Below are 26,437 nucleotides of genomic sequence, written 5' to 3'. Positions count from 1 at the left end.
TACCCGCTCCGGGCCTTGGCCGATCAGGCAAGTTCGAAGCGATCGGCGTTCATCACCTTGTTCCACGCCGCCACGAAGTCATTGGCAAATTTCTCCTCCGCGTCCGCGGTCGCATAGACTTCCGCCAACGCGCGCAGCTGGGCATGCGAACCGAAGATGAGGTCAACGCGGGTGCCGCTCCACTTGAGCTCGCCTGTCGTCCGATCGCGTCCTTCGAACAATTCCTTGGCCTCCGATGTCGACTTCCACACCGTTCCCATGTCGAGCAGGTTGACGAAGAAGTCATTGGTCAGCGTCTCAGGCCGCTTGGTGAAGACGCCGTGCGTTGACTGCTCGGCATTTGCGCCGAGCACGCGCAGGCCGCCGACGAGGACTGCCATCTCCGGCGCCGTCAGCGTCAGCAATTGCGCCCGGTCGACCAGCGCCTCCTCGGGCGACAAACGCTGCGGGCCGCTGAGATAGTTGCGGAAACCGTCGGCGGTCGGTTCGAGCGGGGCGAAGGAGTCGACGTCGGTCTGCTCCTGGGAGGCATCCATGCGACCCGGCGTGAACGGAACCTTCACCTCGTTGCCGGCGTCCTTCGCGGCCTTTTCGATTGCGGCGCCGCCGCCAATGACCATCAGGTCGGCAAGCGAGACTTTCTTGTCGCCGGACTGCGAAGCATTGAACTCCTTGCGGATCGCTTCGAGCTTCTCCAGCACCTTCGCCAGCTGAGCCGGCTGGTTGACGTCCCAGTCCTTCTGCGGCGCCAGGCGAATGCGCGCGCCGTTGGCGCCACCGCGCTTGTCGGAACCACGGAAGGTCGAGGCGGACGCCCAGGCCGTCGAGACCAGCTGCGGCACCGAAAGGCCGGAGGCGAGGATTTTTGACTTCAGGGCGGCCACGTCCAGCTCATCGACCAGCACATGATCGACGGCAGGGATAGGATCCTGCCACGGCAGCTCTTCCTTGGGCACGAGCGGGCCAAGATAGCGCACGAGCGGGCCCATGTCGCGGTGGGTCAGCTTGTACCATGCGCGGGCGAAGGCATCGGCGAACTGGTCCGGATTCTGATGGAAGCGCCGCGAGATCTTTTCGTAGGCAGGATCGAACCGCAGAGCGAGGTCGGTGGTCAGCATCGAAGGCGCGTGACGCTTTGCCGGGTTGTGGGCATCGGGCACAGTGCCGGCGCCGGCGCCGCCCTTCGGCGTCCACTGGTGCGCGCCGGCCGGGCTCTTGATCAACTCCCATTCGAAGCCGAACAAATTGTCGAAGAAGTTGTTGCCCCATTTCGTCGGCGTCGTCGTCCACGTCACTTCCAGGCCGCTGCCGATCGCGTCACCGCCTTTGCCGGTGCCAAACGTGCTCGCCCAGCCGAGGCCCTGCTCTTCGATGCCGGCTGCTTCCGGCTCGGGGCCAACCAGCGTCGCATCGCCGGCGCCGTGGGTCTTGCCGAAGGTGTGGCCGCCGGCGATGAGCGCGACGGTCTCCTCATCGTTCATGGCCATGCGCGCAAAGGTCTCGCGGATATCGCGCGCCGCGGCCAACGGGTCCGGGTTGCCGTTCGGCCCTTCCGGGTTGACGTAGATCAGACCCATCTGCACGGCGGCAAGAGGGTTCTGGAGATCGCGTTCGCCGCTGTAGCGCTCGTCGGCCAGCCACTTGCCTTCAGGGCCCCAGTAGATGTCCTGTTCGGGCTCCCAGACATCGGCGCGCCCGCCGGCAAAACCGAAGGTCTTGAAGCCCATCGATTCCAGGGCGACGTTGCCGGTGAGAATCATCAGGTCGGCCCAGGAGATCTTGCGGCCGTATTTCTGCTTGATCGGCCACAGCAGCCGGCGAGCCTTGTCGAGATTGACGTTGTCCGGCCAGCTGTTGAGCGGCGCGAAGCGCTGCTGGCCGGCTCCGGCGCCGCCACGGCCGTCGCCGATGCGGTAGGTGCCGGCGCTGTGCCAGGCCATGCGGATGAACAGCGGCCCGTAATGGCCAAAGTCGGCCGGCCACCACTCCTGCGAGTCCGTCATCAAGGCATGCAAGTCCTTGATCACGGCGTTCAGGTCGAGACTTTTGAACTCCTTGGCGTAATCGAATGCCTCGCCCATCGGATCGGACAGTGCGGACTGCTGGTGAAGTACCTGCACATTCAGCTGGTTCGGCCACCAGTCACGGTTGGCCCTGGCGATAGTTGTGTGCACGACCGGGCATTTTCCGGCGCTGGTGTCATCGGTCTTTGCGTCCATCGTTCTCTCCAATTTCTGAATTTTCCGGGATTTGTCGTTTTCCGGGATTGTCGATCTTCCGGGGATCTGATGATTTTCCGGACGGGCCCTGAGCCACGCCACTCTGGAACGGTTCCAGACTAGGCCGCATTGCCGATAAAAACAAATTGCCTTTCCAGTTTGTTGCGATAGGATTTTCTTATGATTGGTCTCACCGTCAGGCAGATGCAATATTTCGAGGCACTGGCGCAGACGCTGCATTTCGGCCGCGCCGCGAAACTGGCCGGCGTCAGCCAGCCGGCGCTGTCGTCGCAGATTGCAGAAATGGAGTTGCGGCTGAATTGCCGGCTCTTCGAGCGCGGCGGCAAATCGGTGCGGATGACCGACGAGGCACTGGCCATGCTGCCACGTATCGAGCGCATTCTTGCCGACATCCGCGAGATCGAGACCAAGGCCCGGCGCGGCCGCCCCGCCATGGAAGGGCGCTTCCGGCTCGGCATCATCCCGACGGTGGCGCCCTATCTGCTGCCGCATGTGCTGCCGGAACTGAAACGGCATTTCCCGGCCTTGCAGCTCGAATTGCGTGAAGCGGTGACAGCCTCGCTGGTCGAGGACACCGCCCTGGGAAAGCTCGACGCCTTCATCGCGGCCCTTCCCCTCGATCAGCCCGGGCTGATCACCGAGCCGCTTTTCTCCGACCGATTCTTCCTTGCCGTGCCGGCCGGCGATCCCGCATTCGCCTCGCCGCCAGTGCCGCCGGAAAGCCCGGCGTTGGAAAGGCTGATGCTGCTGGAGGAAGGCCACTGCCTGCGCGAACAGGCGCTTGCCGTCTGCGGCAGCGTGCGGCCGGTGGCAATGGCGAGCTATGGCGCGACCAGCCTGACGACGCTGCTGCAGATGGTGGCGCACGGGCTCGGCGTCACGCTTATCCCGGAAATGGCGGCAGGGCCGGCCAGCGCCATGCGCGATTTGAAGATCGTGCCGTTCCAGGAGCCGATGCCGCAGCGCACGATCTGCCTCGCCTGGCGACGCAACAAGGTCCGGCATGACGAATGCGTCGAACTGGCCAAGATCATCCGCGGCCTGGACGAGGCGGTGTTGGCGGCGTGAGGGTGGGAATGTCGGCCAGAGGGTCCGACCGCCTTGGCATGCCGCGCAGCAGTGCTACATTCGTTATGGAGGCCAGAACAAGGATAAGCGCCGACTAAAAAATCGTCGAATGCGGAAACATATTGGCGCTTGTGCCCGACCGAGCGCCCGATGCCCCGATGTCACCGGCAGCGAAACTGGTTGCGCAAGGGGCGAGTTCGCATATTCTGGTTGTGGCAGAAGCGTTTACAACAATGGGAGGAGTAAATGTCCGACAATAAAATCTCGCGTCGCGGGTTCCTGGAAAAGTCCACCGCCATCACCGCCGGTGCGGCTGCAGCGACGACGCTCTCGGCCCCGGCCGTACTGGCGCAGGCGCCGGTGACCATCAAGATGCAGACCTCCTGGCCTGCTTCCGACATCTGGATGGATTTCGCGCGGCTATACATAGAGCGCGTCGAAAAGATGTCGGGCGGCCGGCTGAAGTTCGAGCTCCTGCCCGCGGGTGCGGTCGTCGGCGCGTTCCAGGTGCTGGATGGCGTCAATGACGGCGTCATCGACGCTGCGCACACCGTCCCCGTCTATTGGTACGGCAAGCACAAGGCCGCGTCGCTTTTCGGAACTGGCCCTGTGTTCGGCGGCAGCGCCACCACCATGCTTGCCTGGTTCCACCAGGGCGGCGGCAAGGATCTCTACCGCGAGCTGACGCAGGACATCATGGGCCTCAACGTGGTCGGCTTCTATGGCTTCCCGATGCCGGCGCAGCCGTTCGGCTGGTTCAAGAATCCTGTCACGACCCCCGCCGAACTGCAGGGATTCAAGTATCGGACGGTGGGTCTTGCCGCAGATCTCATGCAGAACCTCGGCCTCAGCGTGGCGCAGTTGCCCGGCGGTGAAATCGTGCCGGCCATGGAGCGCGGGGTTATCGACGCCTTCGAATTCAACAATCCGTCATCCGACCTTCGCTTCGGTTCGCAGGACGTCGCCAAGAACTATATCTTGTCGTCCTATCATCAGGCTAGCGAGTCATTCGAATTCCTGTTCAACAAGGACGTATTCGACGACCTCGACGACGATTTGAAGGCCATTCTCGAATATGGCGTGGAGGCGGCCAGCACCGCGACCACGGCAGTCGCCCTCGACAACTATTCGGCCGACCTGCAGAAACTGCAGACCGAGCACGGTGTCACCGTGCACCGCACCTCCAAGGAGATTCTCGACGCACAACTCCAGGCCTGGGACAAGATCATCCCGACGCTGGAGGCGGATGCGTTCATGAAGCGGGTGCTCGACAGCCAGCGCCAATGGGTCGAACGCGTCGTCTACTACGAGCTTATGAATTCAGCCGACCTGACACTGGCATACGAACATTACTTCCCCGGCAAGCTGAAGCTCTAATTCGCGTCTCCGCTTCGGCAAATCCGGCGGTTTTGCGGACCGCCGGATTGTATCTGACGGAACCCAGTAAATGCTCCGTTACATTGCGTTCGCCGATGAACTTTCGGCATGGTTTGGAAAGGTGTTCGCCTGGAGCGTCGTCGTTATGACGCTCGGCGTGAGCTATGAGGTCGTCGTGCGATACCTGTTCAGCGCGCCGACTGCGTGGGCATTCGACCTCAGCTACATGCTCTACGGCACCATGTTCATGATGGCCGGCGCTTACACCTTGTCGCGAGACGGGCATGTGCGCGGCGATTTCATCTACCGGCTGTGGCGGCCGCGCGTGCAAGCGGCGGTCGAACTTGTCCTCTACTTCATTTTCTTCTTCCCAGGCGTCACGGCGCTGATTCTGGCCGGCTGGAAGTATGCCGCACGCAGCTTTCGCTATCTCGAAGTAAGCTCGAACAGCCCGGCCGGGATTCCGATCTTTCAGTTCAAGGCCGTCATCGTGGCGGCAGGCATCCTGCTCTTCGTGCAGGGGATTGCTCAGGTGTTCCGCTGCGTCGTCTGTCTGCGAACCGGAACATGGCCGCGCGCGGCTGAAGACGTGGAAGAGACCGAGAAGGTGCTGATGGAAGCCAAGACGCTCGATGTTCTGCATCACGGTTCGGAGGCAGTCGACCTCCCGTTCCTCCATCCCGACAATCAACCCGACCGCGACGGAGAAGACAGATGAGCGATCCTCAGGTCGCCGTCGCGATGCTGCTCATTCTGCTTCTGGCGATCTTCCTTGGCTTCCCGGTTGCGTTCACTTTGATGGCGCTCGGGGTCGCCTTTGGCTACTACGCTTATTTAAATCCGGGACGGATGTGGCGCGCCTACGAACGGGCGGTTGAGGATGGCGCCGACGGCTGGACGCTTACGGAGCATTGGATCGGCGGCTTCTTCAACAACCGCATTTTCGATCTGTTCGTGAATCAGACCTATTCTGTGATCTCGAACGACGTGCTGACCGCCATCCCGCTTTTCCTGTTCATGGGCTACATCGTCGAGCGGTCCAATATCATCGAGCGTCTTTTCGGCACCCTCTATATCGCCACCCGGCGCGTTCCCGGCTCCATGGCGGTCGCCGCCCTCATCACCTGCACCCTTTTCGCAACGGCCACAGGCATTGTCGGCGCGGTCGTGACACTGATGGGTCTGCTGGCGTTTCCCGCCATGCTGAAGGCGCGTTACGACGTCAGCTATGCCTCGGGAGTGATCTGCGCCGGCGGAACCCTCGGCATCCTCATTCCGCCGTCGATTCTGCTCATCGTCTATGGCGCGACGGCGGGTGTGTCGGTGGTCCGCATGTATGCGGCAGCCCTGCTTCCGGGACTGCTGCTTGCCGGCCTTTATCTGATCTATGTGGTGGCGAAGGCGGTGCTGCAGCCGCAGCTGGCGCCGAAGCCGACCCGAGACGAGGTAGGCCACTATTCGGTCCTGCAAATCAGCTGGATGCTGCTGACCTCCTTCGTCCCTCTGGCGGTCCTGATCCTTGCGGTGCTCGGCGCTATCCTGTTCGGCCTTGCCACGCCTTCGGAGGCTGCCGCCATCGGCGCGCTCGGCGGCGTCGTGCTGGCCGCCGCCTACCGGGCGCTGACGTGGCAACGCCTGAAGGAGTCCGTCTATTTGACGGCGCGAACGACCGCGATGGTGTGCTGGCTGTTCGTCGGTTCCGCGACCTTCGCCTCGGTCTTTGCCTATCTGGGAGGCCAGCAACTGATCAGCGATTTCGTCACCGGCCTCGACATGTCGCCGCTGATGTTTCTGATCGTCGCCCAGATCATCATCTTCATCCTGGGCTGGCCGCTGGAATGGACGGAGATTATCGTGATCTTCGTTCCGATCTTCCTGCCGCTGTTGGCGCATTTCGAGATCGATCCGCTGTTTTTCGGCGTGCTCGTCGCGGTCAACCTTCAGACGGCCTTTCTGTCGCCGCCCATGGCGATGTCGGCCTACTACCTCAAGGGCATTTCGCCGCCGCATGTTCAGCTTTCGGATATTTTCCGCGGAATGATGCCTTATATGCTGATCGTCATCCTGTGCATGGTCATCATCTACATCTTCCCGCAGATCGTGTACGGGCTGCCCAACCTGATCTATGGGGGCTGAGGACGGGGATGCCGCGGCGAATGGAGGACAATAGATGAATTTGAGCCGCTTCTTGGCCGTCTTGGCGTTTGTTGTCTTTCTGGCGTTTTTTGGCGTCGTAATCCGGTTCGTCCCGCATCCCGATCTAGGCGTTGCGGTCGGCATTGGCGTCCTCCTTGCGGGCTACGATCTATGGAGCCAGTTGAGGTCTCGCGCGAGATAACAGCCGGGCTTTGGGCGGTCGCGGGAAAGCTGCAAGGCTGCAGCTTCGATGCGGGCAATGAGCCGAACCGTCCGCTCGGCCTGAGAAACATCAATTCAATCAAATCCTCGTGAATTGTACCGGACGCCCGGAACCGCAGACGCGTTCCCGGCATTGATTTTGCGGAGGAATCTGCGTCCAGAACAGGGAGCAGTGTTATGGCTTACCGTGATTATATCCATACGCCGGTGACGCCACGTGACATCCGATGGGGACTCCAGCAGGGGGCCGTCGCGGGTATTGTCGCAGGCATCGTCTTTGCGGCGTTCGAAATGGCGGCGAGTGCGTTCATGATGGGGGCGGAAGCGTTCTTCATGCCCCTGCGCATGATCGGCGCCATCGCGCTTGGACCGGAAGCCCTCGATCCCGGCTACCCGCTCTTGACGGCCAGCATCGCCGGCGTGGTCGTGCATTTGATCCTGGCCATCGCCTATGGGATCGTGTTCGGGGAGATTGCCGCAATGCTGCGAGGGCGAGCAGCCTTCATCGGTCTCGGCAGCATCTTTGGACTCGCCTTGTGGCTCGTCAATTTCTATGTGATCGCGCCGATCGCATTCCCCTGGTTCCTGCAAGCAAGCCCGGTCGTGCAGTTCATTGCCCACACATTCTTCTTCGGTACCGTCCTCGGCTGGTACCTGTGGAAGTCGCACGAGAGAAGCGGGCTCGAAGGACCGGCGGTTTAGCCTTGCCAGCACCGACCTGGCACAGTCGGATTGAAGCGGAAAGACAGCGGTGATCACCGGCGCTTCTTGGCATCGGGCGTGCGCTTCGCACGAGTGTGCGAAGGTCGCTTTGATCGCCCGCGACCCGACGCTGCTGCAGATGGTGGCGCATGGGCTCGGGCGTCACGCTCATCCCGGAAATAGCGGCAGGACCAGCCAGCGCCATTGCGCGATCTGGAGATCGTGCCCACTCCAGGAACCGATGCCGCAGCGCCATCTGCCTCGTCTGGCGGCGCAAGAAGATGCGGCACGACGAATGCGTCGAAGTGGCAAGATCATCCGCGCAATGGCTGAGGTGGTGTGCAATTAATCAGGTAGAGTAGAAGAGAAACTGAGCAGTCAATCGACGATACGTCGCGGGCCGTCCGTGAGCAGACGCTCGGCTTGTCCGATCATGTCGTCGATCACGCGTCCAGCCGACTCCACGCTTCGGATCACTCCGGCCACTTCCCCCATCAAAACGCCGGTGTTCTCGGCATCGCCAGCGTAAAAGGCGTCCCAATAGTCGCTGCTCTGGATGGCCAGCGTCGGCGCTTCAGTCAGCTGACCTTCGCGGCCATGCCAGGCGGCGACAAATCGAGTCCTCAGCACGCGCGCGACGAATTCGTCTGTCGGCCAACGATAGTTGCGGGCGATGTCGACAGTTGTGGTCTTGATCGTCGCATCGCCATCGGCGGCGATGATAGCCTCCTGGAATCCGCGCGGCGCAGCGGACTCTGCAGTCGCCATGAACCGCGTGCCGACCAGGACGCCGTCGGCGCCGAGCATCAATGCCGCGGCAAGCGCTCGACCGTCGCCAACGCCACCCGCCGCCACGAGAAGCGTCTGAGGCGCCTGTTTCGCGAGAAGATCGGCAATCTCGGGAACGAGTGTGAAGGTCGAGCGGGGACCGCTGTGGGCCGCCGGCTTCATTGCCCTGCGCCACAATTGCATCTGCGCCGACGTCGAGCGCCTCGCGGGCGTGCAACATCGACTGGACTTGGCAGATGAAAGGCACTCGCGCTTCTCTGATATGCGCGGCGAAGGGTGCTGGCGAGCCGAATGAAAGCATCAGCGCCGCGGGTTGCCGCTCCAGCACGCGGTCGAGCAGATACGGCCTGGTTGCCAGCGACCATGTAATAAACCCACATCCGACACGGGCGTTGACTGCGGCGGCAAACTCCTTGTCCAGCCAGGCTTCGTCGCCGTAGCCGCCGCCGATCAAACCGAGCCCGCCGGCATGCGACACCGCTGCTGCAAGCCGTCCGCCTGCCATCACGCCCATAGGAGCGAGGAGGATGGGATGCCTGATCGCAAAACGTTCGGTCAGTCGGGTTTTGAGTGGCACGGTTCGCGCTCGCCAAATCATCGAAGGGATACCGAAGATGCAGCATACGCGACGCACTGTAGCAGGATAGTGGTCCCGCTTGAGACTCGAACCGGGAAATCAGACCGTTTTTAGTGGCAAGTGACTGATGGTCGCCGCAACGCAAAGCTGGCGGCTGGACGGCCGCACTGGGTGGCGAGCTGACACACTCTGGCAGCAATTTGGCAGCAAGACGCGATTGAGCATCAACCGCGTCGCGCCGCCTCGATCGCGGCGACGTCGATTTTCTTCATAGTCATCACGGCATCAAACGCGCGCTTTGCCTCGTCGCCGCCAGCCGCCATCGCGTCAGTCAGCACGCGCGGCGTGATTTGCCAGGAAATCCCCCATTTGTCTTTGCACCAGCCGCACACGCTCTCCTGGCCGCCATTGCCGACGATGGCATTCCAATAGCGGTCGGTCTCCTCCTGATCGTCGGTGGCGATCTGGAACGAGAAGGCTTCGTTGTGCTTGAACTCGGGACCTCCGTTGAGGCCGATACAAGGAAGGCCCGCGACTGTGAATTCGACCGTCAACACGTCGCCCTCTTTGCCGGCCGGGTAGTCACTGGGTGCACGGTGCACGGCACTCACCACGCTGTCGGGAAAGATCTCGGAGTAGAAGCGGGCGGCAGCCTCGGCGTCCTTATCGTACCAGAGGCAAATCGTATTCTTTGCCATTTGCGGGTTCCTTTCGCTTGAGGCCAAGATTTCGGCCTTGTTTCCCCATCCGCTCTCTTCCGAAATAGGTAGCCAACCGCTTTTCTCCACCCCGGAAGCGTCCGTCTCGCCCGCGCGAACGCAAAGAGCAGCTTACCCTAATGTCGCTGTCGCTTTGGCACGGGTTCCGGACGATAAGCGAAGGCCCGCCCCTGAAATGCGTCGCGAATGTCTGGAAAATCCACAAAGCAGACCAACTTTCCGACCAGACGACAGGGCCATGATCCGGCACCCGCAGACCTCGCCCACCGGCGCTCCAGTCCGACACGTCATGTTCACCTGCGGCTCGGAAAGGCACAGTGGTGCTATCCAGGCGTGTTCGCCTTGACGACCTTTTGGCATTCGGGCGTCAGCTCACTCATGTGATCGGCCAGGCATTTGATGATGTGGCCGCCGCCCGGCAACACGCCCTCGCAGATCTTCTGGTAATCTGCCTGGCAGGCCTCACGCTCGGCCGCCGTCTGCGCCAGCGCCACGGTGGTTGCCATCTGAGTTGCCAAGAAAAGCACGCTCAACGCAATCCGCATGACAAACTCCCCTCAAACATGTAGATTAGCTCACTTTTATATAATGCGATATACACCGGGAAGTATATAGAGGGGGGAAATGCTTTTACTATCGGGTAGAATTGCGCAGGCGGCAGGCTTGTTCGCCGCGACACTAGTATTGTCCGCTTGTAGCGAGGAAAACACATACGTACCGCCCCCTCCGCCCAAGGTCGACGTGGCGCTTCCATTGAAGCAGAGCGTGACCCCATATCTCGAGGCTACCGGCAGTGCCGCGGCGGTGAACACGACGCCCCTGGTTGCGCGCGTCTCGGGCTTCATCCAGGAAATCGATTACAAGGACGGCGACGAGGTCAAGGCCGGCGCCCGGCTGTTCCTGATCGAGCCCGATTCCTACCAGCTGGCGCTCGAGCAATCCGAGGCCGGGCAGGGTTCATCCGATGCCGCCGCCAAGCAGTCCGGTGCTGACCTAAAGCGGCAGCAGGAGCTGCTGTCCCAGAAAATCATCTCGCAATCGACCGCCGACCAGGCCGCCGCGGCAGCAGACGTCGACATCGCCAAGCACAAGCAGAGCGCGGTCGACGTCAAGCAGGCTCAACTCAATCTGAGCTACACCGAGGTCAAGGCGCCGTTCGCGGGCACCGTCACCTCCCGCCAGGTATCGATGGGGCAGCTTGTCGGCGCCGGCAGCGCCACCACCCTGGCGACCATCGTTCAGACCGCACCCATCTACGTCAATTTCAATATCTCGGAGCAGGATGTGCTGCGCATTCGCACCGCCATGGCGAAGCGTGGAATGACCGCGCAGGATCTCAAGAAAATACCGGTCGAGGTCGGCTTGCAGAGCGAGACGGGTTATCCCCACGCGGGAACGCTGGACTACGCCGCGCCAGAGGTTACCGCTGCCACCGGCACGCTAGCGGTCCGCGCAGTGCTCCCCAATGAAGGCCGGGAACTGCTGCCTGGCTATTTCGTGCGTGTGCGCGTGCCGTTGGGCGTAGAGCCGGACATGCTGCTCGTTCCCGACCGGGCGATCGGTAGCGACCAGAAGGGTCGCTACGTGCTCGTCGCCGGAAAGGACGACGTGGTCGAACAGCGTCCGGTTGAGATCGGCCAACTGGTCGGGGCGTTGCGTGTGATCATCAAGGGTATCGGGGCGGACGACCGCGTCCTGGTCTCCGGCCTGTTGACGGCAGTCCCTGGCCAGAAGATCGAACCGCAAGAAAAGAAACTGGAAGCAGTCGCCACGGACGGCGCAGCGCAATGATCTCCAAATTCTTCATCGAGCGGCCGGTCCTGGCGAACGTAATCGCCATCCTCATGGTCGTCATAGGCGTCATCTCGCTCTTTGCCCTGCCGGTGGCGCAGTATCCCGACGTGGTGCCGCCTACCGTTTCGGTGACGACGCGCTATCCGGGAGCGAGCGCGCGTGCGGTGATCGACACGGTGGCGTTGCCGATCGAGCAGCAGGTTAACGGCGTCGAGGGCATGATCTACATGCAGTCCTATGCTGCATCGGATGGCACCTACAATCTCACCGTCACGTTCGCGATCGGCACCGATCTCGACCAGGCGCAAGTGCGTGTGCAGAACCGTGTGTCCTCAGCCCTGGCGACGCTGCCGCAAGCGGTGCAGGTGCAAGGCGTCACCGTTCAGCAGAAGTCGACCTCGATCCTCGAGATCGTCACGCTGACTTCACCGAACGGGGAATATGACAGCCTTTATCTCGCCAACTACGCGACCATCCGGCTCAAGGATGAGCTCTCCCGAATACCGGGGGTCGGCAATGTCAATGTGTTCGGCGCCGGCCAGTATTCCATGCGTGTCTGGCTTGATCCCGAGAAGATGCAGGCGCGCGGCCTTACCACGCAGGACGTCGTCCAGGCGCTGGGGCAGCAGAGCGAGCAGGTCACCGCAGGCCAGGTCGGCGCGCCGCCGGCGCCCGACGGCCAGTCCTTCCAGTACACGATCGAAGTGTCCAGCCGCCTTGACGATCCCGGCCAGTTCGGCACCGTGATCGTCAAGACCGGCGCCAATGGCGACATGACGCGCGTGCGCGACGTCGGCCGAGTCGAGCTCGGCGCCCAGACCTATGGGCAGTTCTTCAATCTCGACGGCCAGCCGGCTGCGGGCATGGCCGTTTTCCTGTCGCCGGGCGCCAATGCGCTCGATGTGGCCGGCAAGGTCGAGGCCAGGATGAAGGACCTGTCACGCGAGTTTCCGCAAGGCCTGGCATACTCGATCCCCTTCAACACCACGATTTTCGTCAGCCAGGCGATCCACGAGGTCTACAAGACGCTGATCGAAGCCGCCGTCCTGGTGCTCATCGTCATCCTGCTTTTCCTGCAGGACTGGCGGGCGATGCTGGTGCCGGCAACGACCGTTCCGGTGACGATCATCGGGGCGTTCGCGGCGATGGCCGCGCTCGGCTTTTCGGTCAACCTGTCGACCCTGTTCGCCATCGTGCTTGCCATCGGCATCGTCGTCGACGACGCCATCGTCGTGGTCGAGGGCGCCACTCACAATATGGAGCGCGGCATGTCGGGCCACGACGCGGCCATTGCCGCCATGAACGCCCTCTTCGGGCCGATCATCGGCATCACCTTGGTGCTGATGGCGGTGTTCCTCCCGGCTGCGTTCCTGCCCGGCCTCACGGGGCAAATGTATGCGCAATTCGCACTGGTGATTGCGGCAACTGCCTTAATCAGCGCCATCAACGCGGCAACGCTCAAACCGACGCAGTGTGCGACATGGCTAAGGCGGCCGGTGCCGCCGGACCAGCGCAATGTCTTCTTTCGCGGCTTCAACGCGGTCTACCAGCGCCTGGAGAACCGTTATGCCGGCCTGATCGGTGCCATGGTGCGTCACAGCACGGTGATGGGCATCATCGCGCTGCTGATCATCGGGGCGGCAGGCTATGGCATATCGCGCGTGGCCACCGGCTTCATCCCGATCGAGGACCAGGGCTACCTGCTTGCTTCGGTTCAACTGCCCGACGGCGCCGCACTTGGCCGTACACAGGAGACGCTGCAACAGGTTTCGAAGCTCGCCAAGGCCACGCCGGGCGTCGATCAGGTCGTGACCATCGCGGGCATCTCGGCACTCGACAATAACTCGACGCTGGCAAACGCCGGCGTTGCCTACATCATCCTCAAGGACTGGAGCTTGCGCGGCAAGGGCGAGGATCTTGCCTCGCTCTACGCAACGCTCAACAAGAATCTGTCCGACATGGGTGACGGAACTGTACTGGTGCTGCCTCCACCGCCGATCCAGGGCATCGGCAACGCCGCCGGCTTCACCATGCAGGTCGAGCTGCGTGACGGCAGTTTCGACCTCGCCAAGCTGCAAGGAGCAGTCGAGGCAATAACCAGGACCGCTCAGACGCAGTCAGGTATCCAGCGCGTATCGGCGCCGTTCCGGGCCAACGTCCCGCAATACACGGTCGAAATCGACCGCGAGAAGGTGCAAACCCTGGGGCTGACCACGGACCAGGTCTTCCAGACGCTCGCCGGTTATCTGGGCTCGACTTATGTCAGTCAGTTCAACAAGTTCGGGCGGGTGTTCCAGATCTATGTGCAGGGCGATGCGCAATTTCGCCTGACGCCCGAGAATATCGCCCGCCTGAGCGTGCGCAACCAGAGCGGCGACATGATCCCGCTCGGGACATTGCTGACAGTCACGCCAAGCGTCGGCCCATCACTGATCAGCCTCTATAACCTCTATCCCTCGGCATCGATCATCGGTGTGCAGGCACATGGCTTCTCGTCGGGCGACGCGATCAAACTGATGGAAGGGGTTGCGGCCGACACATTGCCGCCCGGCACCGGCTTCGACTGGACGGCGCTGTCCTTCCAGGAAAAGCTTGTCGGCAGCCAGATCTATTTGGTGTTCGGCATGGCGCTGCTCTTGGTCTATCTGGTGCTGGCAGGCCAATATGAGAGCTGGCTGGCCCCGATCTCGATCTTGCTCGCCGCGCCGCTGTCGCTGGTGGGTCCGGTCCTGGTTCTCAACGGCCTCGGCATCGACAACAATCTCTACGTGCAGATTGGCCTGATCCTGCTGATCGCGCTATCCGCCAAGAACGCCATCCTGATCGTCGAGGTCGCGCGCGAATTGCGCGCCGCCGGCAGACCGATAGTCGAAGCGGCGATCGAGGCGGCACGAGCGCGCTTCCGGCCCATCCTGATGACGTCCTTCGCGTTTATCCTTGGTGTCGCGCCGCTGGTGTTGGCGACAGGCGCCGGGGCCAGCGCGCGCAAGTCGATCGGCATCACGGTCTTTTCCGGCATGATCGCCTCGACCTGTCTCGCCGTTCTCTTCGTACCGTCCTTCTTCGTCATCCTGCAACGGTTCGAGGAATGGCGCGCCGCGCGAAAGACGAGGCGTGAGTACACACCTACACTTCCCGGGTAGCAGTACGATCTTATCGCGGTCTGTCACTGGTGCTGGCTCGGGTCCGTCGTCGCAGATCTCAGCGGGGAGGCCGCGTTCGACCGGGTCATTGTGCCCGACATTGAGACAACGCCTCTGTTCTTCAAACGCGTAAGTACGAACGGGAGCCCGTTGCCCGCTCAGGCGGTCTTCGGCGTCACCAGCCCCAGTTCGTCAACCATCGCCTCGCGCATCAAAAACTTCTGCGGCTTGCCGGTCACCGTCATTGGCAATTCGGTGCGAAAGCGGATGTGGCGCGGGATCTTGTAATGGGCGATCTGGCCGGCGCAGAAGGCCTTGATCTCCTGGTCAGTGGCGGTCTGGCCCGGCTTGAGCACGATCCAGGCACAAAGCTCCTCGCCAAATTTCGGATCGGGGATGCCGAACACCTGCACTTCCCTGACCTTGGGGTGGCGGTAGAGAAATTCCTCGACCTCGCGCGGATAGACGTTCTCGCCGCCGCGGATGACCATATCCTTGACCCGGCCGACGATGTTGCAATAACCCTCGGCGTCGATGGTGGCGAGGTCGCCGGTGTGCATCCAGCCGTCGGGATCGATCGCCTCGCGGGTTTTTTCCTCGTCGTCCCAATAGCCCTTCATCACCGAATAGCCGCGCGTGCAGAGTTCGCCCGGCGCGCCGACCGCAACGGTCGCGCCATCGGCATCGATCGCCTTGACCTCGACATGGGGGTGGACGCGGCCGACGGTCGAGACGCGCTTTTCCAGCGGGTCGTCGACACTGCTCTGGAACGACACCGGGCTGGTCTCGGTCATGCCATAGGCGATTGTCACCTCCGCCATGTGCATCAGTGACACCACCTTCTTCATCACCTCGATCGGGCACGGCGAGCCGGCCATGATGCCGGTGCGCAGGCTGGTGAGATCGAAGGTGTCGAAATCCGGATGGTCGAGCAGGCCGACGAACATGGTCGGCACGCCATAGAGGCCGGTGCAGTGCTCGCCCGCCACCGCTCTCAGCGTGGCGCCGGCATCAAAACCCTCGCCCGGGAAAACCATTGTCGCGCCCTTGGTGACGCAGCCGATCGTGCCCATCGACATGCCGAAGCAGTGATAGAGCGGCACCGGGATGCACAGCCGGTCCTCGACGGTGAGCCTGATCGCCGAGGTGACGAAATTGCCGTTGTTGACGATGTTGTTGTGGGTCAGCGTCGCGCCCTTGGGCGCGCCTGTCGTGCCTGAGGTGAACTGGATGTTGATGGCATCGCCGGGTTTCAGCCCCTCGGAGATCCGGTCGAGGCTATCATGCTCGTCGCGCCCGCCCATCGCCAGCACGTCGGTGAAATTGAGCATGCCGGGCGAATGCTCCTCGCCCATGCGGATGACGATTTTTAGCGCCGGCAATTTTTTCGCATCGAGCTCGCCCGGTGTCGCCGTTGCGATCTCCGGCGCCAGCGTCTCGATCATGCCGAGATAGTCGGAGCTCTTGAATTTGACGGCCGTGACCAGCGCTCGGCAAGCGACCTTGTTCAGTGCATAGTCGAGTTCGGCCAGCCGATAAGCCGGGTTGATGTTGACCAGGATCAGGCCGATGCGGGCGGTGGCGAATTGCGTCACCAGCCACTCCCAGCGGTTCGGCGACCAGATGCCGACGCGGTCGCCTTTTTCAAGGCCAAGCGCCAGGAAGCCTGCGGCCAGCGCGTCCACCGTGTCTGAAAGTTCGCTCCAGGTGAAGCGCTTGTCCTGGTCGACGAAGACGGCGGCATCGAGTGTGCCGTATTTGCTGACTGTGTCCGAAAGCAGCGCCGGGATCGTTTGCTGCAGCAGCGGCACGGTGCGCTCGCCCGACACATGCGCCCTGCCGTCGACCGGCGCGACAAACATGGCCCCATTGCCCGGGCGACGGCCGCGCAGGCTGGTGGCATTCTTCAACTCGTCGAGATTGATCGGCATCGCCGTCTCCTCCGCAGGCGACCCGAGTCTATCAGCCTGCCGGGGTGGTGGAAATCCCGTTGATGGTACTGGAGCGCAATCCCTCCCCTTGAGGGCAGGGTGCCTCGCGAAGCGAGGCGGGTGGGGTCGTCTCGCGTCGAGCACTGCCGCAACGACCCCACCCGTCCATCCGCCTTCGGCGGCTGTCCACCCTCCCCTCAAGGGGGAGGGAAGGCACCCATCTTCGCCGCGATGTCGCGCATGACAGCCTCGTCGGTCGCCGCACGCGGCTTCCGCGACGCGACGAGGCAGGCCTGCGAGCGCAGGATGACGCCGTCCGCCAAAATCTTCAGGTGATTGGCGCGCAGCGTCGAGCCTGACGTGGTGATGTCGACGACGACATCGGCCAATCCCGCCGCCGGCGCGCCTTCGGTGGCGCCGAGGCTCTCGACGATGCGATAGACCTGGATGCCGTGCTTTTGGGAAAAAAACTGCTGCGTCAGCCGCCAGTATTTTGTGGCTATCCTGAGCCGCCTGCCGTGGCGCTGGCGGAAATCGGCGGCGACATCGTCGAGGTCGGCCATCGTATCGACGTCGAGCCAGATGTCGGGCACCGCCACCACGACATCGGCATTGCCGAAACCGAGGCGGGCGACGATATCAGCGCGCGCCGCCCAGTCGGCGAGGCTTTCGCGCAACAGATCCTCGCCGGTGATGCCGAGGTCGACCGAGCCCTGGCCGATTTCGCCTGCGATTTCCGAGGCCGACAGGAACGCCACCTCGACCGCTTCCACGCCTTCGATGCGGGCGCGGTATTTGCGCTCGTCGCCGGGCAGGCTGACGGCAAGCCCGGCCTTGGCCAGCACCTCCAGCGCCTGCTGCTTGAGCCGGCCCTTCGATGGAATCGCCAGGGTGATCATTGCGCCTTCTCCCGCAACGCTTCGATGCGGTCGAGCCAGACGGAAAAGCCGACGCCGGGGATCGGCGTTTTCGCGCCGAGCAACGTCAGCAGCCGGTCATAGCGGCCGCCGCCGGCCAGCGGCCGGTCACCGTTTTCCACCGCGATCTCGAAGACCAGGCCCGTGTAGTAATCAAGCGGACGGCCAAAGGCGGCGTCGTAGCGGATTTTTGCCGTGGACAGGCCAAGCGCTTCGATCGCCTTGGCGCGAGCTGAAAAATTCTCCAGTGCCGCGCCCAGCGAAACGCCGGCCCCGGTCGCAAAGGTTTCGAGCGCTTTTGCCGCGCCGTCGAGCGTCACATCGATCGCCAGAAAATCCTTAAGCGCCGAAAATGCCTCGTTCGACAGCCTGACGCTGCGCAGCTCGGCCTTTTCGATCAAGCGCCGCGCAATCTCGGTCGGCGACCGTCCGGCCGACGCCGACAGACCCGCCTGTTCCATGCCGCCGGCGATGTGCGAGGAAAGCGCTTCCAGATTGCCGTCGAGGACAAGGGCTGCGACCGCGCCGGCAAGCTGGCCGTTGCGCGGCGGATTGGCGAGGTCGGCCAGCGCTGCCTCCAGCATCGCCGCCGAACCGAAGGCGCGGGCCAGCCGCATGCGCCAGCCGCGCGGCAGGCCGAGTGCGGCGAGCACCGCCTCGAAAACAGTCTGGTCGCCGAGCGTGATCGTTAGTTCCTGGCCCGGCAGCACCAGCGAAAGCAGCGCATGCGCATCGGCCAGCGATCGGGCATCGGCCTGTGCGATGTCGCTGTCGCCGAGATCCTCGATGCCGGCCTGGAAGAACTCATTTGCGCCCTCGCGGCGCTGGCGAAACACCTCACCGAGATAGGAATAGCGGCGCGGCGTGCCGGCCTGGCTGGCAATGTGGTCGAGGCAGACCGGGATGGTGAACTCCGGCCGCAGGCAAAGCGTCTGTCCGGTCTCGCTTTCGGTGAGGAAAATACGCCGGCGCAAATCCTCGCCGGCCATATCGAGGAACGGGTCGGCCGGCTGCAGCACCGCGACTTCCACCGCATGCGTGTTGCGCGCGGCGAAGAGTTTTGTGATGTCTGATGCGATGGCGGGGTAGCGGGAGGTCATTGATCGGTTGGGTGCGAGGCACCCCCCTCTGGCCTGCCGGCCATCTCCCCCTCAAGGGGGGAGATTAGTCTCGTCGCAGCCTTCGCCCTATTTTCAAGGTTGAAAGGTGAGTGCCGGCGGTACGGCTGCCAATCTCCCCCCTTGAGGGGGAGATGGCCGGCAGGCCAGAGGGGGGTGTTCACGCGCCACCCTTCGCACGGTCGGCCGCCTGTGCCGCCAGTATCTTCCTTACCTCGGCGACCAGCTCGCATTCCGTCACGGTCACCTGAGCCGGCCGCGCCGCGCGCCATTCGGCGTTGTCCACAATCTCCGCCGACATCCGGGCGCCCTCGATCAGGTCCTTGATCTGCACCTCGCCTTTCGCCCGCTCGTCGCCGCCCTGGATGATGGCGACCGGGCTGCCGCGGCGGTCGGCATATTTGAGCTGCGCCTTCATGCCGGCGCCGCCGAGATACATTTCCGAGCGGATGCCGGCGGCGCGCAGCTCGGCCACCATTTTCTGGTAGCGGCCGAGACTGTCCGTGTCCTTGTCCATGGTGAGCACGACGACCGGCGCGATCACGTCCGATGTATCGAGCTTGCCGAGGTTCTTCAGCGCCGTCATCAGCCTGGAGACGCCGATGGAAAAGCCGGTCGCCGGCACCGGCTCGCCGCGAAAGCGCGAGACGAGGCCATCATAGCGCCCGCCACCGCCGACCGAGCCGAAGCGGACGATTTTTCCCTCTTCGTTGGGAATTTCGGCCAGCAGTTCGGCTTCATAGACCGGGCCGGTGTAATATTCGAGGCCGCGGACGACGGAGGGGTCTATGCGAATGCGGTCCGGACCATAGCCGGCAGCCAGGACAAGCGCTTCAATCTCTTTGAGTTCAGCAAATCCCGCTTCGGCGGTGGGGTTGGCCTCAAGTACCCTGTTCCATTTTCCTACATCGTTTTTGAGCCCAGCCTCGACGTGTTGGTTGTGAAGAACGACGGCGACAATGAACGCTGCTTGAACTTCGTCTAGCCCAGCCCCCTTTGTAAAATCCCCCTCGCCCTCTTTACCGCCGTCCCAGCGACCTTTGCCCAGCAAAAGCTTGACGCCTTCCGGTCCAAACTTGTCCAGCTTGTCGATCGCGCGCAGCACCTGCAACCGGCGCCCAGCATTCTCGTCGCCGCCAAGGCCGATCGCCTCCAGCACGCCGTCGAGCACCTTGCGATTGTTGACCCTAATGACGTAGTCGCCGCGCTTGATGCCGAGCGCTTCCATCACGTCGGCCATCATCATCGCCATTTCGGCGTCGGCCGCGACACCTGGCGTGCCGACCGTGTCGGCGTCGAACTGCATGAACTGGCGGAAGCGGCCAGGGCCGGGCTTTTCGTTGCGGAACACCCAGCCGGAGCGGTAGCTGCGATAGGGTTTCGGCAGGCGCTCAAAGTTTTCAGCGACAAAACGGGCCATCGGCGCGGTCAAATCGTAGCGCAGCGACAGCCACTGGTCGTCGTCGTCCTGGAAGGAGAACACACCCTCGTTCGGCCGATCCTGATCGGGCAGGAATTTGCCCAGCGCATCGGTGTATTCGATCAGCGGCTGGTCGACCGGCTCGAAGCCGTACAGCTCATAGACCGAGCGGATCGTCGCCATCATCTTCTCGACGGCACGGATATCCTCAGCGCCGCGATCGACAAGCCCGCGCGGCAGCCGCGCTTTCATCTTTTCCGATTTGTCGGCCATGGCATGGGTCTTTTCGCTAGGTAAAGCTGACTTGTTTCGAGTGGGCGTGTCCTAACCGATGGGGCTTGGCGCGGCAAGGGTTTGCTCCCTGCCTTCTCCCCGTGCGGGAGAAGCCAAGAAGCTGAAACAATTCCGCCATAAGCGCGGCATCGTGCCGACACAATCGCAGCCGATAAAGCGCGCCGAAACAAGGGGTTCGGGCCATGACCTTGGCGCGGAAATTCGACATCATCGACAGCCGCACCCGCGAGCTGCCCGCCCAGCTGAGGCCGGCCGATCATCATGCACCGGGACCTGCAGCCCAAATGGCGGGACCGTTCGAGGTTGCCGCAGACAAGCGTACGGGGCCGACCATGCGCGATGCGCTGCTGACCAGCCTGCTCGTGATCTATCCGGCGTTTGCCACGATAGCGGCTATCGTTGCCGGGCTCTTTCTGGCCGGCGCCGGCGCTTGAGTTGTTGAGCGCCCCCTTGCCTTCTCCCCTTGTGGGAGAAGGCAAGAACGACGCTACTTCGGCCTTTTGAACGCCTTGCGCTCCACCTCGACCTGCTCGCGGCAGACACAGCCTTCGAGATGGTCGTTGACCAGCCCCATGGCCTGCATGAAGGCGTAGACGGTGGTCGGGCCGACAAAGCTCCAGCCGCGTTTCTTCAGCTCCTTCGAAATCCGCACCGAGACTACCGTGGTCGGATTGGCGCGCAGATGGGCGAGATCGACGATTTCGGGCCGTTCGTCCGGGCCGGGTTCGAACTTCCAGAACCAGGCCGCCAGCGAGCCGGCCTCGTCGGCCAATTCACGCGCGCGCCTGGCGTTGTTGATGGTCGAGACGATCTTGCCGCGGTGGCGAATGATGCCGGCATTGCCGAGCAGGCGCTCGACATCCTGTTCGGTGAAGGCGGCGATCCTGTCGATATCGAAGCCGGCGAACGCCTCGCGAAAATTCTCGCGCTTGCGCAATATGGTCAGCCAGGACAGGCCCGACTGAAAGCCTTCGAGGCAGATCTTTTCGAACAGCCTGCGGTCGTCGTCGACCGGCCGGCCCCATTCGTGATCGTGGTAGTGCAAATAGTCCGGCAGATTGCCGTGCCAGAAGCAGCGCGCGATACCATCGGGTCCAGCGAGCAGGCCTGTCTTCTCATCCATGGCGGAATTCCATTGGTTAATGCGCCTCAGCGCTGCCTTTACCGCGGCTTTACCAGATTCCTGAACCGGCCGGTAACCACACCGAAAGCTTTACTGACAATGCAGCATTTTACGCATTCCGATTCACATTTCGGTTGCTGCTCCGCGCCCAATGTTCGCGACATCGGGGACGCTTGAGCGCCCCAGCATGTTCGACGATCAGGGTGCGTTCCGATGAAGACATTTTTGTTCCCGCTGCTCGGCGCCGCAGCTGTGCTGGCCACTGCCGCTACATCCTCCAGCGCCAACGACCGCTATGCCGACAGGCCGCCGGTGATGGTGAGCCCCGACCTTTCGGCGCCCTGGGTGCTGCAGCTTGGCCGCGCGCCAGGCATCGTCCGCCAGAACCGGCAAGAGATGCAAAAGCCGCAGCGCCGTTCTCAGCGGCAGGCGCAACCGGCTCAGCTGCACACGGCGGCGGTGCAGGCGCCGTCAAAGAAGCGCATTATCGCGCGCCCGCAGATCAACCCGATCTATCTGCCGCAGGAAGTCGCCTATGACGGCCCGGAGAAGCCGGGCACGATCGTCATCGATACGCGGGAGAATTTCCTCTATCTGGTCGAGAACAACGGCAAGGCGCGGCGCTATGGCGTCGGCACCGGCAAGCCGGGCTTCGAATGGGCCGGCAGGCACAAGATCTCGCAGAAGAAGGTCTGGCCCGAATGGCGACCGCCGGCGCAGATGATCTCGCGCGAGGCCGCCAACGGCCGTTATCTGCCGACCTATGTCGCCGGCGGCGTCGAGAACCCGCTCGGCGCGCGCGCGCTTTATCTCGGCTCGACGCTCTACCGCATCCATGGCACCAACCAGCCATGGACGATCGGCGGCGCGGTGTCGTCGGGCTGCATTCGCATGCGCAACGAGGACGTCGTCGATCTCTATGAGCGGGTCGATGTTGGCACGACGGTTGTGGTGATGTAATCTGCGGTTGATTTTGTTGCCGAGTCTGTCAAGAAGTCTCGGGATCATCAGAATACGGGGGACGGGCCGTGTGGGGATACGGTCGGTCACGAAAGGGCAGTGCGGCAATCCGCGCTGCCCTTTCTGTTTCCGGGACGCCATAGGATAGTTTGGCAGGGTCGGGTGGTACGTCGCGCCCGCGGCATGGCGGTTCGCATTCTCGCTGCCATTCTCCTCGGTATTTTGCTATGTCGGCTGCAACGCTTCCAGACAAAGGCCTAGCACAATGTCCCTGTCCGATGACAGCCGCTATCTCCGGGGCGGTCCGGTCGCCCAACGCATCATCGCCTCGGTGCGCGAGGATGCAGTGATCGCCACCGCCGAAGGCTTTCCGGCCAAACTGATATCGATCACCGTCGGCGACACGGCTGCAGTCGATGTCTATGTGCGCAACCAGCGCGCCAAGGCGGCACTGGCCGGTATCGGCTTCGAGGAAAGGCGGTTTGCCGCCGACATCACCGCCGGCGAACTCGAAGCGGCGATCCATGGCCTGAACGCCGATCCGCGCGTCACCGGCATCATCATCCAGCGGCCGGTGCCGGTGCATATCCCGATCAAGACGCTGCAAGCGGCGGTGCATCCGCTCAAGGACGTCGAGGGCATGCATCCGGCCTCGATCGGCAACATCGTCTATAACCAGCTCGACCTCGCACCCTGCACGGCCGCCGCTTCGGTCGAACTGCTCAGGGAAACCGGTCTCGATCTCAAGGGCCTCGAGGTCGTCATCGTCGGTCACTCCGAGATCGTCGGCAAGCCGATCGCCTTCCTGCTGATGAGCGAGGGCGCGACGGTGACGGTGTGCCACCACATGACGCGCTCGGTGGCCGCGCATGCGCGGCGTGCCGATGCTCTGTTCGTCGCCGTCGGCAAGCCGCGGCTGATCAAGGCCGACATGGTCAAGCCCGGTGCGGCCGTCATCGACATCGGCATCAATTCCGAGATCGGACCGGACGGGGAGAGCCGCATCGTCGGTGACGTCGACGCCGAGAGCGTCAAGCATGTGGCGTCCTGGATCACGCCGGTGCCGGGCGGCGTCGGCCCGATCACCGTGGCGATTCTTTTGCGCAACACGATGGTGGCGCTCAGCCGGCAGCGCGCGCGCTACCATGCGACCTATGGCGTGGTGGACAAGCTCGCAGCGGAATAAGCCGGCAGCGCCGGTGGATCACTCCGCCGCAACGGCTGCCCTGCTGTCCGGAACGCCCTCCGGCTGCGGCCCGCCATAGGCCCAGTCGAGCAGCTTTATCGTGTGCACCACCGGCAGTTTCGCGGCGGACGCAATCTGGGTGATGCAGCCGATGTTGCCGGTGGCGACGATTTCAGCACCGGTCGCCTCGATATTTCTCACCTTGCGGTCACGCAGTTGAGCCGAAATCTCCGATTGCAAAATGTTGTAAGTGCCGGCCGAGCCACAGCACAAATGCCCCTCGCGCGGCTCGCGCACGACGAAGCCGGCTTTGGCCAGAAGCTCCTTCGGCTGGCGGGTGATTTTCTGGCCGTGCTGCATCGAGCAGGCGGAGTGATAGGCAACGATGGTGCCGGGCTTGCGCACCGGCTCGGGCAGATCGATGCTTGCCAGATATTCGGTGACGTCCCTGGCCAGCGCCGACACCCGCGCTGCCTTGTCGGCATAGGCGGGATCGAGGCGCAGCATGAAACCATAATCCTTGATGGTGGTGCCGCAGCCCGACGCAGTGATGACGATGGCATCCAGCCCGCCTTGGTCGATGGCGCGCGTCCAGGCGTCGACATTGCGCCTGGCCGAGGCAAGGGCTGCCGCCTCGCGGCCCATGTGATGCACCAGCGCGCCGCAGCAGCCCTCGCCCTCGGGAACCACGACCTCGACGCCGAGCCGCGTCAGCAGCGCGATCGTCGTGTCGTTGATGGCGGGATCGAGCACGGACTGCGCGCAGCCGGTAAGGATGGCGACGCGGCCATTTTTGCTCGTGCCCTGCCCGGCATGAATGCCCGGCGAAGCCATTGGCGAGGCCGCAGGAATCGACGCCGGGGCGAGCTTGAGCATCGCACCCAGCGGCTTCAGCGCCGGGAGCTTTTCCAGCAATCCGGCGAATGGCTGGCCGAGCTTTGCCAGCTTGAGCGCAGCGCGAAACCGCGAGGGATAAGGCAGGACCAAGGCCAGCATGGCGCGCGTCAGCCGATCGGGCAGCGGCCGCTTGTAGGTTTCCTCGATATGGACGCGGGCGTGGTCGACCAGATGCATGTAGTTGACGCCCGACGGGCAGGTTGTCATGCAGGCGAGGCAGGACAGGCAACGGTCGATATGGGTGACGATCTGCTTGTCGGCCGGTCGGCCGTTCTCCAGCATGTCTTTGATCAGGTAGATCCGCCCGCGCGGCGAATCCAGTTCGTTGCCAAGCGTCACATAGGTCGGGCAGGTGGCCGTGCAGAAGCCGCAATGCACGCATTTGCGCAGGATCTTTTCCGATTCCGCGACATGCGGATCGGCAAGCTGGGCAGCTGAGAAATTGGTCTGCATCTCGTACCTCCTAAGCCATGCGGCCGGGGTTGAGGATCGCCTTCGGATCGAATTCGGCTTTGAGCCGCGCCGACAATGCTGCCAGGTGCGGCGCCTGCGGCTCGAACACCGGCACAGCGGCGCGATGCGAAGGGGCGGCGCGCACCAGCGTCGCATGGCCGCCGCCATACTGTCTCACCACTGCTCGCAGAAGATCGGCTTCGGGATCGCCATGCTCCATGCGCAGCCAGATCAGTCCGCCCTGCCAGTCATAAAAGGCATCGACGGCCGCCTGCATGCGCAGCGCCAGCACCATCTGGTGGCCTTGCGCCGGCGCCATCGACACGCGCCACACCGGCTTTTCTAGGCCGTCGGCAAACGGCGCACAATCGCGGATATCGCGCCAGACCGAATGCGAAGTCTCGCCCGAGATTTCCTCGAGCGGGCCGGCATTTCCGAGCAGATCTTTCAGCGCTGCGATGCGGTAGGCGACCGACGGGCCGAACCCCTCGACGCGCAGCAATGTCGCGGCGGTGCTGCCGAGACCGCCGCCGGCGACCCGTGCGGCAACGCGTTCGGGAAGATGGGCAGCACTCGACACTTCGGCGCTGGAACCGAGCGCCAGCGCCATAGCGGCCGCGGCATGATCGTCGAGCAGGCCGCGCACAGCCAGCGTGACTTCGGTCTCGGCAGCGGGCAGCACCTTGAAGGTGACGTCGGTAAGAACGGCAAGCGTGCCCCAGCTGTTGGCCATGAGCTTGGACAGGTCATAGCCGGTGACGTTCTTGACCACGCGGCCGCCCGATTTGAACGCCTCGCCACGCCCCGAAACCGCTGCAATGCCAAGAATATGGTCGCGCGCCGCCCCCGCCTTCAGCCGGCGCGGACCGCAAAGGTTCGCGGCCAGTACGCCGCCGATCGTGCCTTTTCCCTTTTCGCCGCCGAGCAGCGGGCCATAATCCAGTGGTTCGAAAGCGAGTTGCTGGCCGTTTTCGGCAAGTAATTTTTCGATCTCGGCGAGCGGCGTGCCGGCCTTTGCTGACAGCACCAGTTCAGCCGGCTCGTAGAGCGTCACGCCTGACAGTTTCGACAGGTCGAGCGTGTGCTCGGTCTGCAGCGGACGGCCGATGCCGCGCTTGGAGCCATGGCCGAGGATTTCGAGCGGCGTTTCTTCCGCCGCCGCCCAGGCGACAGTGGCGAGAGTTTCGGCGGTGGTGGCGGCGGTGAAGGTGGTCATGGCTGTCCTGGGCGCACATCGGCCGCAGACCCCCTCTCCGTGGGGGGGGGTGGGCGGGCCCCCCCAGCCCCCCCGTGGGGGGGGGGGGGCCCCCCCAAAACCCCCCCGCACAAAAAAAACAACGCAAAAAACGAAAAAACCGAGGGCCGCCGAGA

21 protein-coding genes are annotated in these 26,437 nt (G+C 63.2%); 10 read left to right on the top strand and 11 right to left on the bottom strand.

Annotation, left to right across the window (positions count from 1 at the left end; all coding sequences use genetic code 11):
- Positions 1-23: 23 nt before the first annotated feature.
- A complete protein-coding gene (gene katG / locus AC0L3O_RS01110; protein WP_473614509.1) occupies positions 24-2,219 on the bottom strand; it encodes a catalase/peroxidase HPI in 2,196 nt (731 codons plus the stop codon).
- Between the two features lie 180 nt (positions 2,220-2,399).
- On the opposite strand from katG, the gene AC0L3O_RS01105 reads away from it, so the two are divergent.
- From AC0L3O_RS01105 to AC0L3O_RS01085, 5 genes are all read left to right on the top strand, one after another.
- Complete coding sequence (locus AC0L3O_RS01105; protein ID WP_473614508.1) at positions 2,400-3,308, top strand: hydrogen peroxide-inducible genes activator; 909 nt, start codon at positions 2,400-2,402, stop codon at positions 3,306-3,308.
- Between the two features lie 246 nt (positions 3,309-3,554).
- Positions 3,555-4,685 carry a TRAP transporter substrate-binding protein gene (locus tag AC0L3O_RS01100; RefSeq protein ID WP_023800367.1) on the top strand — a complete coding sequence of 377 codons (1,131 nt, stop codon included), beginning with the start codon at positions 3,555-3,557 and terminating at the stop codon, positions 4,683-4,685.
- Positions 4,686-4,755: 70 nt separating this feature from the next.
- Positions 4,756-5,403 (top strand): TRAP transporter small permease subunit, encoded by a 648-nt coding sequence (locus tag AC0L3O_RS01095; protein WP_023800366.1) that lies wholly within the window; start codon positions 4,756-4,758, stop codon positions 5,401-5,403.
- Positions 5,400-6,821: a TRAP transporter large permease gene (locus AC0L3O_RS01090; RefSeq protein WP_287120509.1), complete on the top strand. Its 1,422-nt coding sequence runs from the start codon at positions 5,400-5,402 to the stop codon at positions 6,819-6,821. Before AC0L3O_RS01095 ends, AC0L3O_RS01090 begins: the two co-directional genes overlap by 4 nt.
- A gap of 399 nt (positions 6,822-7,220) precedes the next feature.
- The gene (locus AC0L3O_RS01085; RefSeq protein WP_027152426.1) at positions 7,221-7,745 is read left to right on the top strand and encodes a hypothetical protein; all 525 of its coding nucleotides are present in this window, start codon (positions 7,221-7,223) and stop codon (positions 7,743-7,745) included.
- Positions 7,746-8,123: 378 nt separating this feature from the next.
- Here the strand turns inward: AC0L3O_RS01085 and AC0L3O_RS01080 are convergent, their stop codons facing one another.
- From AC0L3O_RS01080 to AC0L3O_RS01070, 3 genes are all read right to left on the bottom strand, one after another.
- The gene (locus AC0L3O_RS01080; RefSeq protein ID WP_245277712.1) at positions 8,124-8,696 is read right to left on the bottom strand and encodes an NAD(P)H-dependent flavin oxidoreductase; all 573 of its coding nucleotides are present in this window, start codon (positions 8,694-8,696) and stop codon (positions 8,124-8,126) included.
- A 639-nt stretch (positions 8,697-9,335) separates the two neighbouring features.
- Positions 9,336-9,809: a VOC family protein gene (locus AC0L3O_RS01075; protein WP_473614725.1), complete on the bottom strand. Its 474-nt coding sequence runs from the start codon at positions 9,807-9,809 to the stop codon at positions 9,336-9,338.
- 344 nt (positions 9,810-10,153) lie between these two features.
- Entirely contained in the window at positions 10,154-10,375 is a 222-nt protein-coding gene (locus AC0L3O_RS01070) for a hypothetical protein (protein WP_023800361.1), read from the bottom strand.
- Positions 10,376-10,454: 79 nt separating this feature from the next.
- On the opposite strand from AC0L3O_RS01070, the gene AC0L3O_RS01065 reads away from it, so the two are divergent.
- Together AC0L3O_RS01065 and AC0L3O_RS01060 are read left to right on the top strand one after the other, a co-directional pair.
- Positions 10,455-11,621, top strand: coding sequence for an efflux RND transporter periplasmic adaptor subunit (locus AC0L3O_RS01065; RefSeq protein WP_473614506.1), 1,167 nt, complete (start codon positions 10,455-10,457; stop codon positions 11,619-11,621).
- On the top strand, positions 11,618-14,767 hold the full coding sequence (locus tag AC0L3O_RS01060; RefSeq protein ID WP_473614505.1) for an efflux RND transporter permease subunit: 3,150 nt from the start codon (positions 11,618-11,620) through the stop codon (positions 14,765-14,767). The genes AC0L3O_RS01065 and AC0L3O_RS01060 overlap by 4 nt, the downstream gene beginning before the upstream one ends.
- Before the next feature lie 158 nt (positions 14,768-14,925).
- Here the strand turns inward: AC0L3O_RS01060 and AC0L3O_RS01055 are convergent, their stop codons facing one another.
- The 4 genes from AC0L3O_RS01055 to hisS form a co-directional block, all read right to left on the bottom strand.
- A complete protein-coding gene (locus tag AC0L3O_RS01055; RefSeq protein ID WP_473614504.1) occupies positions 14,926-16,698 on the bottom strand; it encodes an AMP-binding protein in 1,773 nt (590 codons plus the stop codon).
- 197 nt (positions 16,699-16,895) lie between these two features.
- Positions 16,896-17,597: an ATP phosphoribosyltransferase gene (hisG, locus tag AC0L3O_RS01050; protein WP_473614502.1), complete on the bottom strand. Its 702-nt coding sequence runs from the start codon at positions 17,595-17,597 to the stop codon at positions 16,896-16,898.
- On the bottom strand, positions 17,594-18,715 hold the full coding sequence (locus tag AC0L3O_RS01045; RefSeq protein ID WP_473614501.1) for an ATP phosphoribosyltransferase regulatory subunit: 1,122 nt from the start codon (positions 18,713-18,715) through the stop codon (positions 17,594-17,596). Before AC0L3O_RS01045 ends, hisG begins: the two co-directional genes overlap by 4 nt.
- 178 nt (positions 18,716-18,893) lie before the next feature.
- The gene (gene hisS / locus AC0L3O_RS01040) at positions 18,894-20,426 is read right to left on the bottom strand and encodes a histidine--tRNA ligase (protein WP_419694257.1); all 1,533 of its coding nucleotides are present in this window, start codon (positions 20,424-20,426) and stop codon (positions 18,894-18,896) included.
- A 203-nt stretch (positions 20,427-20,629) separates the two neighbouring features.
- Between hisS and AC0L3O_RS01035 the strand changes: the two genes are divergently transcribed.
- On the top strand, positions 20,630-20,881 hold the full coding sequence (locus tag AC0L3O_RS01035) for a hypothetical protein (protein ID WP_419694258.1): 252 nt from the start codon (positions 20,630-20,632) through the stop codon (positions 20,879-20,881).
- A gap of 53 nt (positions 20,882-20,934) precedes the next feature.
- On the opposite strand, the gene AC0L3O_RS01030 is transcribed toward AC0L3O_RS01035, so the two are convergent.
- On the bottom strand, positions 20,935-21,570 hold the full coding sequence (locus AC0L3O_RS01030) for a DNA-3-methyladenine glycosylase I (protein ID WP_128175214.1): 636 nt from the start codon (positions 21,568-21,570) through the stop codon (positions 20,935-20,937).
- Positions 21,571-21,783: 213 nt separating this feature from the next.
- Here AC0L3O_RS01030 and AC0L3O_RS01025 point away from each other — a divergent pair, with 213 nt between their 5' ends.
- Together AC0L3O_RS01025 and AC0L3O_RS01020 are read left to right on the top strand one after the other, a co-directional pair.
- Entirely contained in the window at positions 21,784-22,530 is a 747-nt protein-coding gene (locus tag AC0L3O_RS01025; RefSeq protein ID WP_473614498.1) for a L,D-transpeptidase, read from the top strand.
- A 265-nt stretch (positions 22,531-22,795) separates the two neighbouring features.
- Complete coding sequence (locus AC0L3O_RS01020) at positions 22,796-23,716, top strand: bifunctional 5,10-methylenetetrahydrofolate dehydrogenase/5,10-methenyltetrahydrofolate cyclohydrolase (RefSeq protein WP_473614497.1); 921 nt, start codon at positions 22,796-22,798, stop codon at positions 23,714-23,716.
- Positions 23,717-23,734: 18 nt separating this feature from the next.
- Here the strand turns inward: AC0L3O_RS01020 and glcF are convergent, their stop codons facing one another.
- Positions 23,735-25,066, bottom strand: coding sequence for a glycolate oxidase subunit GlcF (gene glcF, locus AC0L3O_RS01015; protein WP_287238001.1), 1,332 nt, complete (start codon positions 25,064-25,066; stop codon positions 23,735-23,737).
- Positions 25,067-25,076: 10 nt separating this feature from the next.
- Positions 25,077-26,282, bottom strand: coding sequence for an FAD-binding protein (locus tag AC0L3O_RS01010; protein WP_287258600.1), 1,206 nt, complete (start codon positions 26,280-26,282; stop codon positions 25,077-25,079).
- Positions 26,283-26,437 lie beyond the last annotated feature (155 nt).

The sequence above is a fragment of the Mesorhizobium sp. WSM4810 genome, from assembly GCF_055811235.1.
The sequence above is the reverse complement of the archived record's forward strand: the minus strand, read 5'-3'. Positions and strand labels throughout refer to the sequence as shown.